At 47.7% G+C, this 14,299-nt stretch carries 12 protein-coding genes; 4 read left to right on the top strand and 8 right to left on the bottom strand.

Annotated features, from left to right (window positions below; genetic code table 11):
• Positions 1 to 15: 15 nt before the first annotated feature.
• The 6 genes from MKY95_RS05675 to MKY95_RS05650 form a co-directional block, all read right to left on the bottom strand.
• Entirely contained in the window at positions 16 to 1,521 is a 1,506-nt protein-coding gene (locus MKY95_RS05675) for a sugar ABC transporter ATP-binding protein (RefSeq protein WP_051446984.1), read from the bottom strand.
• A gap of 74 nt (positions 1,522 to 1,595) precedes the next feature.
• Positions 1,596 to 2,657 carry a galactose ABC transporter substrate-binding protein gene (locus MKY95_RS05670; protein ID WP_036606548.1) on the bottom strand — a complete coding sequence of 354 codons (1,062 nt, stop codon included), beginning with the start codon at positions 2,655 to 2,657 and terminating at the stop codon, positions 1,596 to 1,598.
• 183 nt (positions 2,658 to 2,840) lie between these two features.
• A complete protein-coding gene (locus tag MKY95_RS05665) occupies positions 2,841 to 4,013 on the bottom strand; it encodes a substrate-binding domain-containing protein (protein ID WP_051446983.1) in 1,173 nt (390 codons plus the stop codon).
• Positions 3,991 to 5,787 carry a sensor histidine kinase gene (locus tag MKY95_RS05660; protein WP_051446996.1) on the bottom strand — a complete coding sequence of 599 codons (1,797 nt, stop codon included), beginning with the start codon at positions 5,785 to 5,787 and terminating at the stop codon, positions 3,991 to 3,993. Before MKY95_RS05660 ends, MKY95_RS05665 begins: the two co-directional genes overlap by 23 nt.
• A gap of 26 nt (positions 5,788 to 5,813) precedes the next feature.
• Positions 5,814 to 7,547 (bottom strand): response regulator, encoded by a 1,734-nt coding sequence (locus MKY95_RS05655; protein WP_036606377.1) that lies wholly within the window; start codon positions 7,545 to 7,547, stop codon positions 5,814 to 5,816.
• A 334-nt stretch (positions 7,548 to 7,881) separates the two neighbouring features.
• A complete protein-coding gene (locus MKY95_RS05650) occupies positions 7,882 to 8,784 on the bottom strand; it encodes a tyrosine-type recombinase/integrase (RefSeq protein ID WP_036606375.1) in 903 nt (300 codons plus the stop codon).
• A 168-nt stretch (positions 8,785 to 8,952) separates the two neighbouring features.
• On the opposite strand from MKY95_RS05650, the gene MKY95_RS05645 reads away from it, so the two are divergent.
• Entirely contained in the window at positions 8,953 to 9,153 is a 201-nt protein-coding gene (locus MKY95_RS05645) for a cold-shock protein (protein WP_017690333.1), read from the top strand.
• A 104-nt stretch (positions 9,154 to 9,257) separates the two neighbouring features.
• Positions 9,258 to 9,530: an HU family DNA-binding protein gene (locus tag MKY95_RS05640; RefSeq protein WP_036606368.1), complete on the top strand. Its 273-nt coding sequence runs from the start codon at positions 9,258 to 9,260 to the stop codon at positions 9,528 to 9,530.
• Positions 9,531 to 9,859: 329 nt separating this feature from the next.
• Here MKY95_RS05640 and MKY95_RS05635 read toward each other — a convergent pair whose 3' ends face one another.
• The gene (locus MKY95_RS05635) at positions 9,860 to 10,504 is read right to left on the bottom strand and encodes a Vat family streptogramin A O-acetyltransferase (protein ID WP_076319418.1); all 645 of its coding nucleotides are present in this window, start codon (positions 10,502 to 10,504) and stop codon (positions 9,860 to 9,862) included.
• Positions 10,505 to 10,539: 35 nt separating this feature from the next.
• Positions 10,540 to 12,219 (bottom strand): methyl-accepting chemotaxis protein, encoded by a 1,680-nt coding sequence (locus MKY95_RS05630; RefSeq protein WP_339197479.1) that lies wholly within the window; start codon positions 12,217 to 12,219, stop codon positions 10,540 to 10,542.
• Between the two features lie 518 nt (positions 12,220 to 12,737).
• Here MKY95_RS05630 and MKY95_RS05625 point away from each other — a divergent pair.
• Both MKY95_RS05625 and MKY95_RS05620 read left to right on the top strand, forming a co-directional pair.
• Entirely contained in the window at positions 12,738 to 13,238 is a 501-nt protein-coding gene (locus MKY95_RS05625) for a MarR family winged helix-turn-helix transcriptional regulator (protein ID WP_235431522.1), read from the top strand.
• 29 nt (positions 13,239 to 13,267) lie between these two features.
• Positions 13,268 to 14,209 carry an NADP-dependent oxidoreductase gene (locus tag MKY95_RS05620; RefSeq protein ID WP_083669866.1) on the top strand — a complete coding sequence of 314 codons (942 nt, stop codon included), beginning with the start codon at positions 13,268 to 13,270 and terminating at the stop codon, positions 14,207 to 14,209.
• The last annotated feature ends 90 nt before the right edge of the window (positions 14,210 to 14,299 follow it).

The following is a 14,299-nucleotide window of genomic DNA, read 5'->3' as shown; positions in this document are numbered from 1 at the left end:
CTGTTTCCCTCCTGACTAAGCCATCCGCTGCTGCGCGGCCAGCCTCATAATATCCTGCTCGGTTGCCTCGGCTCCGTCCACGATTCCGGTGAGACGCCCTTCGCTCATCACCATAATGCGATCCGACATACCCAAAAGCTCAGGCATCTCTGAGCTAATCATGATAATGCTTTTGCCCTGACGAGCCAGTTCCGTAATAATGGTGTAAATCTCAAACTTGGCCCCTACATCGATTCCACGTGTCGGTTCATCCAGTAGCAGAATCTCCGGGTCGGTCAGCAACCAGCGCGCTAACAGAACTTTCTGTTGATTGCCGCCAGACAGGTTTCGAATCAGCGTGTTAACTGAAGGCGTTTTGGTTCTGAACTTCTGCGTCTGCTCACGTGCCTCTTCGCGGCCCTTTTTCTCGTCCAGCAAGCCCACACGATTTCGGTAGCGCCCCAGACTGGCAATGATCGTGTTCTCATACACCGACAACACCGGGAAGATTCCTGTGACCCTTCTTTCTTCCGTGAGCAACGCGATGTTATGACGCTTTGCTGCTGCGGGGGAGTTAATCTTCACCTTGCGCCCATGAATCGAAATCGTACCTGAAGCGAGTCCGCGCAGTCCAAACAAGGACTCAATCAGTTCTGTCCGCTGTGCTCCAACCAGGCCGCCAATGCCAAGCACTTCACCTTTTCGCAGCTCAAAGGATACATCACAAAACGATTTGGACTGGTTTGATGTCAGACCCTCGGCTTTTAATATCACTTCACCGGGTACGTTCGTCCGTTCCGGGAAACGTTCGTCCAGATCACGGCCAACCATACGCGTAATGATCAGATCTGTCGTTAGATCAGCAGCATCCCATGTCCCGACAACAAAGCCATCACGCATGATCGTCACTTCATCCGAGATCGTCAGGATCTCCTCCATCTTGTGTGAAATATAGATAATGGATACACCGCGACTGCGCAGTTCATTAATAATGGTAAAGAGCTGATCCACTTCCTTGCCTGTCAGGGAAGAAGTTGGCTCATCCATGACGATGACTTTGGATTGAAAAGAGACCGCCTTGGCAATTTCCATGGATTGAATCTTGGAGACAGACAGTGTTCCCGCCTGAGCCTTCGGATCAATATCCAGGTTCAAGTCCTTGAACAGCGCCAGCGTATCGGTATACATCCGTTTCTCGTCCACCAGTATTCCCCTCATCGGAAAACGACCCAGCCATATATTCTCCATCACCGGACGATGCGGGACCGGATTCAGCTCCTGATGAATCATGGATATGCCTTGCTGAAGTGCCGCTTTGGAATTCGGAATATCCACATCCTTTCCTTCGATACGTATCGTTCCTTCATCCGGGTGATACATGCCGAACAGACATTTCATAAGTGTGGATTTCCCCGCTCCATTCTCTCCCATCAAGGCGTGAACCGTCCCCGGTTTCACTTTCAATGTGACCTGACTTAGTGCCTGCACACCCGGAAATGCTTTGGAAACTCCATTCATCTCCAGCAGGTAAGGTGACTCCATCTTGGTTCCTCCCTTCCATATGACCGGCAAAAAAGGGACGCTACCCGAATGTCGGACGTCCCTGTCTCGTGCTGTTATTGGGCGTCGGCGATGTTGTCTTTTGTAATCTTTTTGTATGCAATCCAGACATATTTACCATCTGTAATATCGTATTTGGTATTTTCCTTTGTTGGTGTCTCACCTTTGGCAAGTACGGAAGCCAGTGCCACCGTGGCTGCACCCTGATTCTTGGCATCATTAAGCACCGTGCCCAGCATTGTGCCATCCTGGAGAGCCTGAATGGCTGGAGCTGTTGCATCCACACCTACCACCGGCATGGATTTGCCATCTTTGAAGTATCCGGCTGCTTTCAATGCCTCAATGGCTCCCAAGGCCATGTCATCATTGTTTGCGAGAACGGCTTCAATCTTGTCACCATGGGAAGCCAGGAACGCCTGCATTTTCTCCTGACCTTTCACCCGGTCCCACATCGCCGTGTCTTCCGCCAGTGCTTCCACTTCGATTCCGGCATCCTGGATCGCCTGAACCGAATATTTGGTCCGAAGCTCTGCATCCTGGTGACCCGGTTCCCCTTTCAGCATGACGTATTGCAGTTTGCCATCGCCGTTTTTGTCCGCTTCCGGATGTGCTTTCCAGTAATCCACAATCAGCTGACCGGAGATCGTACCGGACTCCTCCGCTTTGGCTCCTACGTAATACACCTTATCCCACTTGTTCATATCTTCCGCCACCGGCTCACGGTTGAGGAATACCACTGGAATGTTCGCTGCCTTGGCCTTGTCAATGATGACACCCGCCGCCGTCCGGTCCACCGGGTTCACGGCCATTGCGTTATATTTCTTAGACACAAACAGGTCCACTTTCTCATTCTGGGTCGGCTGTGCATTCTGGCTATCCACGATATCCAGAGTCGCAACACCTTCCGCTGCTGCGGTCATGGCATTACGTACACCAGTCATGAATGTATCATCAAATTTGTAGATGGCAACACCAATCTTTGGCGTTTCCGTACCGGCTGCTGTCTGGCCTCCTGTATCTGTTCCCGTACTTCCACCTGCGCTGTCTCCGCCGCTGCTACACCCCGCCGCCACAACCATACATGCCGTAATCAAAAGTGTCATCCACGTTTTCTTCATATTCTTCATATCCTAATGACCTCCCCCAAGTTCATTCGGCTTCACCGATGTCTTTATTATGAAAGGGTTTACATTAAATTCGAATACAATATCTTCACCTGTTCTATCGAAATCTTCCTCAAGTTAACACACACCTTCATTTCTTCATTCAGCATTCGTTCCGGCACTCGTTCCAGCATTGGTTCATTGTACAAAAGGAAACAACAGCTTCTGGTTATCCATCCAGAACATATTGTCTGTACTAACCAGCTTGGTCTCAAGTAACACTCTCGCTTGCACCTGTTGATTGTTCAGCCGCGCAACGGCTTGATTCAATCCCAGATAACCTGCACTGTATCCATTCTGGACGATGAGATGATCAAAGACCCCTTCTTGCAATTGCTCCAGTTGCTGTTGTTCACTGCCGAATCCAACAATCCTTACCTTGTCCGCAGAGTTGCGTCGATTCAGTTCATCAGCCGCCCCCAGAGAAGCAGGTTCCTGAAGAGTAATGAAACCATCCACCTCCTGCTGGTCCAGCAATTGCTTCGCAGTCTGCCAACATCCATCCCGTGTATTACATATCGATTTGGGTTCCACTTGAACATTAGGATACTGTACCAAGGCTTCCATGACTCCCTGCTCTCTCTGAATAAGACCAGAATTAAGAGGATCGGGGCCCAATAAAGCCACATGCCCTTTCCCTTCCAAAAGCTCCGCCATAGCCTGCCCGGCCTGTCTTCCCGCCTCAACATTATCCATTGAGATGAAACTGGTGATGCCTTTCACGGGAAATTCATCGTTAAGCACAATGACAGGAACAATGGTTCCATCGGAATTTGTTGTCTGTGCCTCCTGAATGATGTCACTAAGTGCCTTTTCACTTAGGGGATCAACCAATAGAGCTGATGCCCCCTGCTTCAGAGCCGATGCGGCGGCCTCCACTTGAGCCTGCTCTCGCGCACTGCGAGACAACGTTTGGCTGTTGATATTTGCCTGTTTGACCTGCATCTGACTACCCGCGGAGTCCAGAATGGCAGGCGTGTACACATCACCATCGGAAGGGTATGCTTCCACAGTAATCAGTTCGGCTCCGTTCTCTTTGGCAGCCGCTTCGGCGCCAAGCCGGATAGCTTCCGCAAGTTCCCCTGTCCCAGCTGGCGTAATGAGCGCAATACGTGGCGGTACTGCCGTAGTATCGGGACTCGATAAGCCACAGGCGCTACATATGAGCAGACAGCAGTTTGCAACTGTCAGGGTTACTAACCGACGTTTCCGAATTCCAGGGAAACTCGCAGCAACCTTTTTCCAAAACGTACGAATATTCAATCCTTTAACTCTATGGTCATCGTTCCTATTCACTTGGTTGTCTGTCATTAGGCTCGCCCTCCTTCTGCTGCGATTGAATGGGGATCCGAACCCAGACCGTGGTGCCTTCTTCCAACTCACTTGCAAATTCAAGGCCATATGCCTCCCCATAATAGAGCCGAATTCGGTCATGTACGTTGCGTACAGCTACGCCTGATCCTGCACCGCTTTTGACAACCGGACGACCACTTAGTAATCCCGACATCTGTTCTTCCGTCATGCCGACCCCATTATCTGTAATGCGAAACACCAGTTTGTTGTCCTCACGATAAACATCGATCTCAATACTTCCTTCGTCCATGTGGTACTCGATGCCATGAACAATGGCGTTCTCAATCAGGGGTTGAAGCACCAGCTTTAATGTCAGGCAATCCAGGAGCGTCTCATCGGCATTGATGGTATAGTTGAATTTGCGTTTGAACCTCATCTGTTGAATCGTCAGATAGTGCTGCGCATGCTCCAGCTCTTCCCTGATCGTGATAATCGTTTTACCTTGACTAAGACTGATGCGGAACAGTCGCGAGAGTGATGTAATCATCGTAATCACTTCCTCATTGCGGCTCATGCCTACCATGCGCACCACGGAATTCAGCGTATTGTATAGGAAGTGTGGATTGATCTGGGCCTGCAAGGCTTCCAGCTCCAGACGCCGCTTCTGTTCCTGTTCATGGATGATCTCATCCATCAAGGTTCGGATTTTATTGACCATCAGGTTGAAGCGACGGGATAGTCGTTCCACCTCCAGCGGCCCTTCAATAGGCAACTCCACGTTGAAATCCCCGCGCTCTACGGCCTTCATTTTACGTTCCATTCGCCGAATCGGACGAGTCAGACTGGAGGATAAGAACAGCGAGACAAGAATGACCAGTACCAGTACAACGACCAATACACGAATGAGATATCCGTTCACTTCCTGACGCGTTGTCATAATCTCATCCAAATAAGCAACACCGACGATTTTCCACCCGATATTGGCAACGGACTTTACGGTATTCAGCCTTTTCTGCCCATCTGCTTCATCTTCGTAACTGCCGGAAGCCACCAAAGCCTGTTCGATATTCTCGCTTTTGAGTCCCATATACATCAATTGTTGCTGCGGATGGTACACGATATTGCCCGCACTCTCATCGATGATATACACGTATCCTCGTTGCCCCAGACTGACCCGACGGCTCAGTTCATCCATCTGCTTGAAATTGATATCGACCAGCAGGATAACCTGCCGATTCTGACCATTTTGCCGTATCGTTATGCCTTTGCTCATGGAAACGACCCATTTATATGGGCCTGTGTACATGTTCTGAATATGAGGTAACGAGAAACTCAGGTGATCCGGCACACGAAGCGCAGACTGAAACCACCCTTGCTGTGTCACATGGGCGCTGGTTTTTAATTCGGCTGTAGGTCGGTTCTTGAGCAATTTCCCCGTGGAATCAAGCAAAGTAATCGAGATGATATCTTCACGACTGCTGAGCAGTGTGTCAAGCTGTTTGTCCACCAGTTCCCCTTCCCATGTCCCGTCACGCAACATGTGTTCCTCAATGGCACGGTACAGATGCGACATACTGCGGACGTAATCCTCCAGGTTATAACTGACCTGATCCACAATTTGTCTCGTCGTGAGTTCCGCACTTCGCTCGGCAGCCTGCGTGAACTTGTCATGCAGAAGCATCGCCATGATGGTTAGCACCAAGACGATGAAGACGGAAAAGGACCATGTAATAATAAACCGGATACTGCTGACTCTGGACGAACGCAGACGAGAGCGTAATTGAGGTCCCATGGACTTTACCCATCTGGACAACAACTTCATCGGATTGAACCTTCACTTGCCGCCTGGGAAGCCTGTTTACGATATTCTTTGGGCGAGACGCCAATATGTTTTTTGAAACAAAAACTGAAATAATTGGGTTCGGCAAAGCCAACCTGCTCCGCAATCTCAAACGACTTCAGCTCGGTCGAGCGAAGCAGTTCACGCGCTGCCTCCATTCGGATCTGCATCAGGTACTGCAGGAAGGTAAGTTGTACTTCTTTTTTGAAAATGCCACAAAAATAACCGGAGCTGATATGCAAATGTCCGCACACCTTCTGAATGGACAGGTCCGGGTCAGCATAATGCTCTTTCGTGAAAACTAATGCCTGCTCGACAATATCTTTGTATACATGCTGGCGTCCGCTGGCAATGCGATGTTGTACGAGTAGACAGACTTCCCGTACCTTCTTCTGTGCCTCAGTAAGTCCCGGCAGTCGGAACAAATCCGCATACAACTGGAACCCTGCACCAAAGATATCTTCCATCGCTTCTCCTGATGCCTGTGCTGCCTTCCATACTGTTGTTAATACTTCAATTAAATAGAGTTGAATATCACTTCGCCCGTGTTCCACTGTAATTTCCCGGAAAATGATCGCCAGTGCTTCCTCCAGCTCTGCTTGTGTACCTGCCTTCAGGCATCGTGTCAGCGTCTGCTGCTTCAACTCGTCGAAACGCAGCTTGCCCGCCGTCTGTCGCTCTACGTCCGCAATGTATATGATTGAATCTGTCCCGGGCACAAGCCGATAATCCAATGCCAGCAGGGCATCTTCATAGGCATGATTCACATCCGCGAGTGTATCCACAATCTGACCAGAGCCCACCGTAGCCGGGATACGTAAATAGTGGTTGATGCTGCGCATCACATTTTCCAAAGCCTTCTGTTGCCGCTTCGCTCCATCTGTACCGCCCGAGCGATCCACATAGAGCAGGACAATCGTCTCCTGATGCATAAAAGCATGACCAGCCCCATGCTCCGCCCAAACTTCTGCCGCAATGTTAAGTGCAGCAAAGCGCTTCAGTTCAGCATCCTCAGATTGACGCAAGGAACCTCCGGGAATGAATATCTCAGACTGATCCGCTACCTCGGATGTTGTTTTGTTATGTCGCTGTGGGGGCTCGCTGAATACTCCCTCAGACTTCTCCTTCTGTACATCTCCATCCATATGCAGTGTCAATACGGACACCCCATAGCGTTCCCCTGTCAGATCCAATCCGCATTGTTTGGCTTTACTATGAATATATGTTGAGGATTTCTGTCGATGGAGCAAGGTCGCCATCAGATCTGCCTGTAATAAAGGCAAACTGGTATGATAGTGCTCACGCAGCTGCTGTACATCTTCACGCTCAGCCACTTCAGACGCCATCTGGGCGCGCAATCTTGTGAGCAGTTCGGTGAGATGTCCTGCCGAGAACGGCTTCAGTAGATATTCGTCCACACTTAACGAGATGGCTTGCCTCGCATAATCAAATTCATCATATCCAGTCAAAATGACCACCTTTACGAGTGGATTACGTTTCCTCAATCTTTGTGCGAGTTCCAGACCATTCATGAATGGCATGCTGATATCCGTCACCACAATGTCCGGCTCTACCCTCTCCGCCATCTCCAATGCTTCCCGCCCATTCTCAGCCAAACCGACTATCCGCAGATCGAGCGCTTCCCAATCGACCTCTACAACAAGTCCTTCACGCACATCTTCTTCATCATCCACCAGCAGTACCCGGTACACGTTTGGATTCCTCCCTTTTGATGACGGCCTTAGCCCTATCAACGAATATATATGTAGCATTGTGAATCCATTTGATTTCTTATTGCTCACCGAATTGAAGCAAATGCAAAGGCTCATGTTGATCTGTTCCAAGGTTGCCATCATAATATACAATATTATCAGGGATATGTAATCGCTTTCTTTAGTAGAGGTAAGGCAACCCTGTCGGGCAGTGCCTAAGTGAAATGTGAAGGATCGTATATGAATGCTAAAGGTAGGTTAAAGTAATACAAACACGGAAAATTTCGAAGTACTTCTAATAAGAGGTGTTTTGATTCTGACTATAATTCAGTCTTCATTCTTGTTCTTTACGATGATTCGTACTTAATGCTTTAAAATAAATCATTGTTGTATCTGGGTTGGTGTGTCCCATTATCTCGGCCAAACGGTGCAGTGGCGTATGCTCAGCCATGGCGTAGCCAAAACGATGACGCAGGTCGTGTGAACTCAGTCCTTCCAGCCCTGCTGTTATCATTACTTTTTTAATCAGGTGGCGCAGTGCTCTCTCCGTTAAACGATCATTTGTCTTCTCTGAGGGAAAAAGGTACGCACGATCGGTAGCAAGATCAGATAAGTACTGATTCAACATGACAACACACTGCATATTCAGAGGGATCTTACGTTGCACGTTGCGTTTATCTGCGCTCACTGTCAGGTGACCGCTTCGTCTACCAATTTCGATATCATGAGGCTTGAGGTTGCATACCTCCATCGTTCGCAAGCCTGTGTGAAACATAAGGGTGAGGATGGTCTGATCACGAAGGGAATTACCATACTCCACTGCCGCGAGGAATGCCTGCTCTTCTTCCAATGTCATTCGGCGTGGACTTACTTTGTCTTCCGGGATGAATTTTAATGGTTTGGAAGGATCATGACTGAGCCTGGATTCCAAGACAGCCCATTTGAAAAAACGCTTCAGCGTAATCAATCTCCGGTTAATGGTGGCTGGTTTCAATAACATAACTTGGTGAGCATCTTCACGATAACTGACTAAAGTGGATGTATCCACATCTTCAATTCGCAGTGAGAACTCTTCGCTGAGCATGGTGCTTTCCTTGTACCATTCGATAAAGTGCTTCAGATCACTTGCATATTCCTTCACGGTTTTGGGATGTAATTCTCCCTCTTTAGCAAGCATATGTATGAATTCCTCTACTGTCGGTTCCCGCTGCACCGAAACCCCTGATGACTGATTCATTAGAAAATACCTCCAAATCTTGACTTATATTAGCGGACATGGTATTATCATATTAATCGATACATTAGCGGACATCAAGTTCGTGGTTTAAATGCACCAGGTGAGTGTCAATTTTAAATTATACTCGTCATAATGATCGGCTAAAAACTTATTTTTTGGAGGAATCACATGCAAACAGGTACAGTGAAATGGTTCAACGCGGATAAAGGATTCGGCTTTATCGAAACTGAAGAAGGAACAGATGTATTCGTTCATTTCAGTGCAATTCAAGGTGAAGGTTACAAATCTTTGGACGAAGGTCAACGCGTTCAATTTGAAGTAACTCAAGGTAACCGTGGACCACAAGCTGAGAACGTTACTAAACTTTAATTATATGAAAGCTGCCTTATTAATAAGGCAGCTTTTTATTTACACATATGTTGCACAGTAAAGAAAAGATTTCACATCCCAAGATTGAAAGCGAGGTATTCCCCATGGATAAAGAACAATTGATCACAGAAGTAGCTAAGGCTGGCGGTTTCTCCAAGAAGAATGCTGAAAAAGCTGTAACCGTTGTATTGGACTCGATTCTCGAAGCTCTCAAAGAAGGCAAAGAAGTTCAACTGGTCGGATTCGGGAAATTTGAAGTGCAGAAGCGTGAGGCAAGAACGGGAAGAAGTCGGAAAACAGGCAAAGAAATTCAACTACCTGCAGGTAAAGTTCCTGTATTCACAGCAGGCTTAAGCATGAAAGAAGCTTTAAATTAAACAACGCAACAACTTATTGAAAAGAGGTTTTTATTCAAACACACAATGATAATATGGATTTAAATGTCGTGTTTACTACCGTTGATGATATCATTAACTTTTATTCAGGCAAACAGACAAACTCGGATCATACAGAAAATCACACTCATTTGAAGCCCCCATCAACAAAGTCTGATTGTACCCTACGACCACCCACCCGTTAAATTACATTTCATCTTGGACAACAAGAGGCCCTGATCCGCTCAAAACGGTCCAGGGCCTGATTTGCTTGGAAGCCGGCTCCGTCAGGAACCAGCTTATTTGTCTTTTAAGCACAATGCACAACCATCCTATTTGCTGTTCAGAAGTTCGCGCAAGATCTGTAGATCATATGTAGAGACAAGACGTTCCAAATGCGTATCCAGCCATTCCTCATCCTGATCCCACCACTTCAATTCCAGTAACAGTGCAATCGTCTCTTCGTCAAAACGCTTTTTAACAGTCTTGGCTGGATTACCACCAACAATCGTATAGGGTTCAATGTCCTTAACAACGGTTGAATTGGAGGCAACGATTGCCCCGTCTCCAATCGTGATACCAGGCATGATCGTTACATTTTGTCCAAGCCATACATCGTTCCCCAGTACCGTGTCACCCTTATATGGAAGTTGTTCCAGTGTAGGCGTCACACGCTCCCATCCTCCACCAAAAATGTTGAACGGATACGTGGTCATACCCTCCATCCGATGATTCGCGCCATTCATAATGAATGTCACACCTTCCGCAATTGCACAGAAATTGCCGATGACCAGGCGATCACCAATAAAGTCATAATGATGCTGTATCCGGTCATAGAATTGCTCTGGCGAATTTGTGTTATCACTATAATACGTATAATCACCGATGTCCACGTTGGAACGCGGCGGCAGGTTTTGAATGTAACATACCGTACGGATATTCTCATTCGGGAAAAGTTTTGTTTTATCAGGGGCCATATTGTAGTCCCTCCTTTTCCCTATTGTAACAGATATTAAATCTTAAACGGACTAAGTGAGGTCTGCAGCTCTGTCGACACATCAGACAAAATAGCCGCAGATGCCTTGATCTGCTCTACCGACTTGAGCTGTTCATGGACAGAATCGGCAGCCTGTTGTGAATTGGTACTAGCCGTTTGCGCATGGCGAGCGATCTCATGCACAGAAGCTACAATCTGCTCCACGCCTGCGGACATCTCTTCACTTGTCGCAGCCATGTCCTCAATCTCTGTAGCCATACGCAGGTTTGTATCCCGGATCAGGCTGAAGTTTTGCTCCGTTTCCCGGGTCAAGCGCAGTCCTTCCTGTACTTCGTCCTTCACTCTCGACATGGCCGATAGCGATTGCTGCATATCTTGTTCCATGGCTTCGACCAGTTCTTCAATACGATCTGAAGAGTCTCCGGCTTGTTCAGCCAGTTTACGAACCTCGGTAGATACGACGGCAAATCCTCTGCCATGCTCCCCTGCTCTTGCTGCTTCAATGGATGCATTGAGAGCAAGCAGATTCGTTTGATTTGCAATCTCATGTATGGCGGAAACCATCTGGCTAATCTGTGCCGACTTCCCTTCCAGCATACGAATGACTTCATCCGTTGTGGTAACGGAAGATTCAATGGTAGACATCTGCTGAACGGTAAGTTGCACCGCTTCACCTCCGGTTTCAGCCTGTTTGCGTGAATACAAAGCAGAATCCGAGATGCTGGAGGCCTTGTCCGCCATGCGTTGTACGGCTATCGCCACTTCTTCCATGGCCTGCAGATTTTCTTCTGTACTAATTGTCTGACTCTCGGCTCCTTGTGCGACTTGTTCAACGGAGGATGCAATCTGCGCCGATTCTTTGGACGTTTGGTCCGCAATCTTCAGTAGCAGCCCAGTCGATTGCTCTGCTTTCTCCGCAGCTTGAAGTCCTCCTTGAATGATGACCTGGAGATTACTTCTCATCTCATTGTATCCCATGCCCAGCATGCCAATCTCGTCTTGGACGTTGTCCACAACTGGCTGTGTGAAATCGCCCGTACCCGCACGTTTAATCGCTACGGATACCCGTTCGATTCTTACTCTCACCCTGCGAACGTACAGCAGGATCAGGGTAATTGCGACCAACATTGCAAGCAGGAATACGATCAGGAATGTCTTGAGGAACGAGGAGATAATCACATCAATTAACGATTGAGAAGCGCCAACATAGAAAATTCCGATAATCTCTCCGGATGCGTTCTTGATTGGTTCATAGGCCGTCTGATATTTCTGACCCACAACCACGGCTTCACCGAAGTATTTTTCCCCTTGCTGCAAAACGGTCTGGGCGACCTCGTCCGATACCTTCGTGCCAACAGCACGCTTTCCGTCCACCATGACATTTGTTGCAACACGTTCGTCACCTCGGAAGATCGTCACCGTGTCACCAGAAGCTTCTCCAATCTCATCCACCAGTTCAAAGTTTCCTTCCAGCGCGGTATCTCCCTTGAATAATTGTCCGTCCTTAATGGCCCAATCTCCTGGATGCTTATATGTAATGATACTATTCGCCATCTCCAAATCTCGCTTTGCCTTCTCTGTAGCAAATGTCGTGATCCCCTGCCTCATCTCCAGGATTACACTTACCGCCACGGCTGAAGAGAAGACGATAAATATACTGATAACGATCAAACTGATTTTGGTACCGATGCTCATGCTTCGCATGTGTGTGAGCCACCCTTTTCCCTATGTAATTGTGGGGATATTCAAGCCAATTTCGATTCCGTTTCGAATATCACTATAGTCTTATCGGTAGGAGTGATCACAATATTTATAATATTTCAGTGACTTTTATCACAGCAATCAAAATTAAAAATCTAATATTTTACGCATTATCCGTAATCATGTAAGAATGTTCTGCTGTCTGGAAATGTAGAGGAGCTGTATAAGTTGAACTAAAGAATATATACCTGGATACTCCGATGACAGAACAACCTTCCGATCGCTGTTATCCCCAGATTTTTCGATTCCTTTTATAAAGGGGTAGATCCGGGGATAACATATGCTTCCGATGCAGCTTGCTCAGAAAGCTTTTAGGCGAACGTTCCGCTTCTTCAGGTTCTTTCTGTCCTCTACGTTTCATGTAGAAGTGTTTAGTTCGATTTATGTTGCCAACCACATATTTAAGTGTTATATTTATGTTGCCGACAACACAATTAAGAAAGTTGAGGTACATGATGACAGCCAAAGATGATTTCAAAAAGCCTGATAATCTCCAGGAATTAAATAATGAGGAATTCAGTGCAGTAGCGCAGTATCCCATCAGCTTTAGCATTTTTGCTCTGGCACGCTCTCACAAGGGTCTTGCTGCGCAGTTGATTCGGGATACCGGGCTTTTTCCCGGTCAAGAGATTATGCTGATGCAGTTATATGCACAAGACCATCAATCCCAAAACTCATTGGGTCGCACACTTCGCCTGGATCACTCAACCGTAGCCAAGTCTGTTCGCCGTCTGGAAGATGCCGGTCTCGTTACTCGGAGTCGTTCCAAAACAGATGGACGGGTGACCATTGTATCCCTAACAGAAGCCGGACGCGCACTGGAGGATCAAGTGAATAACGCCTGGCGCCAAGTGGAGCAGATCACCACAGCTGGCCTCTCCGAGGAAGAAAAGAACTTACTGTTATCTCTTTCACAGAAAATTGCTGCACAGATTGATTCATCCCTATCCTAAATTTGCTTAACGAATGGAGCGTGTGTACAATGCATACATCTAAAATGAAAGCTATTCAGATTCATCAATACGGAGGACCCGATACATTACAGTTCGAACAGGAAGTCCATAAGCCCCAGCCAGCTGCCGGCGAAGTTCTGGTACGCATTCAGTATGCTGGAGCCATTCCACTGGACTGGAAGATTCGTAACGGCTGGTTGCAAAACGTGTTTGTCAAAGAGCTGCCTTATACACCCGGAACGGCCATGTCAGGCATCGTTGAAACCGTGGGAGAGGGTGTCGATACCTTTCAGCCGGGAGATCGTGTTTTTGGTAATGTGAACGGAAGTTATGCCGAGTATGGTATGGCTCCTGCTACGGATTTGGTGCATATGCCAGACGACCTGAGTTTTGAGGATGCTGCGACCATTAAAGGCGGAGCTGAAGCGGCATGGAAAGCACTGTTCACCGAAGGTGAGTTGGAAGCTGGGCAAACCGTTCTAATCCACGCTGCTGCGGGCGGTGTCGGACAATTCGCAGTGCAGCTTGCAAAATGGAAAGGCGCTCATGTTATTGCTACCGCGTCTGGTGCCAATGTTGATTTTGTTACTTCATTGGGTGCCGATCAAGTGATTGATTACAAGACAGCCTTGTTTGAAGAGCTGGTAAGTAATGTAGATCTGGTTGTTGAATCGGTCGGTGGAGAGATCGAAGATCGCTCATGGGGTGTTCTGAAACCTGGGGGCCGACTGGTATCGTTAACTCAACTGCCTTCTGCCGAAAAAGCAGCGCAGTATGGCGTTACAGCCAAGTTTAATTCCGAATTTCCGACATCAGAGGATCTGTACACAATCGCTCAGCTAATCGCTAACGGTTCCCTCCGCTCAGAGATTGATTCTATCTTCCCTTTAAGTGAAGCGAATCAAGCGCATGCCAAAAGTGAGGCCAGACATGGACGAGGCCGGATTTTGCTGGATGTTCGCTCCGTCTAACCTGACAAAGCAGAGCAAAAAGGGATTCGATCTGACCATCGAATCCCTTTTCTTATTCTCCATACAACAACGTTGCTCTTGAGAAGATAT

The sequence above is a fragment of the Paenibacillus sp. FSL P4-0176 genome, from assembly GCF_037975265.1.
GTDB classification, from domain to species: domain Bacteria; phylum Bacillota; class Bacilli; order Paenibacillales; family Paenibacillaceae; genus Paenibacillus; species Paenibacillus amylolyticus.
This window is presented reverse-complemented; position numbering and strand designations above follow the sequence as displayed.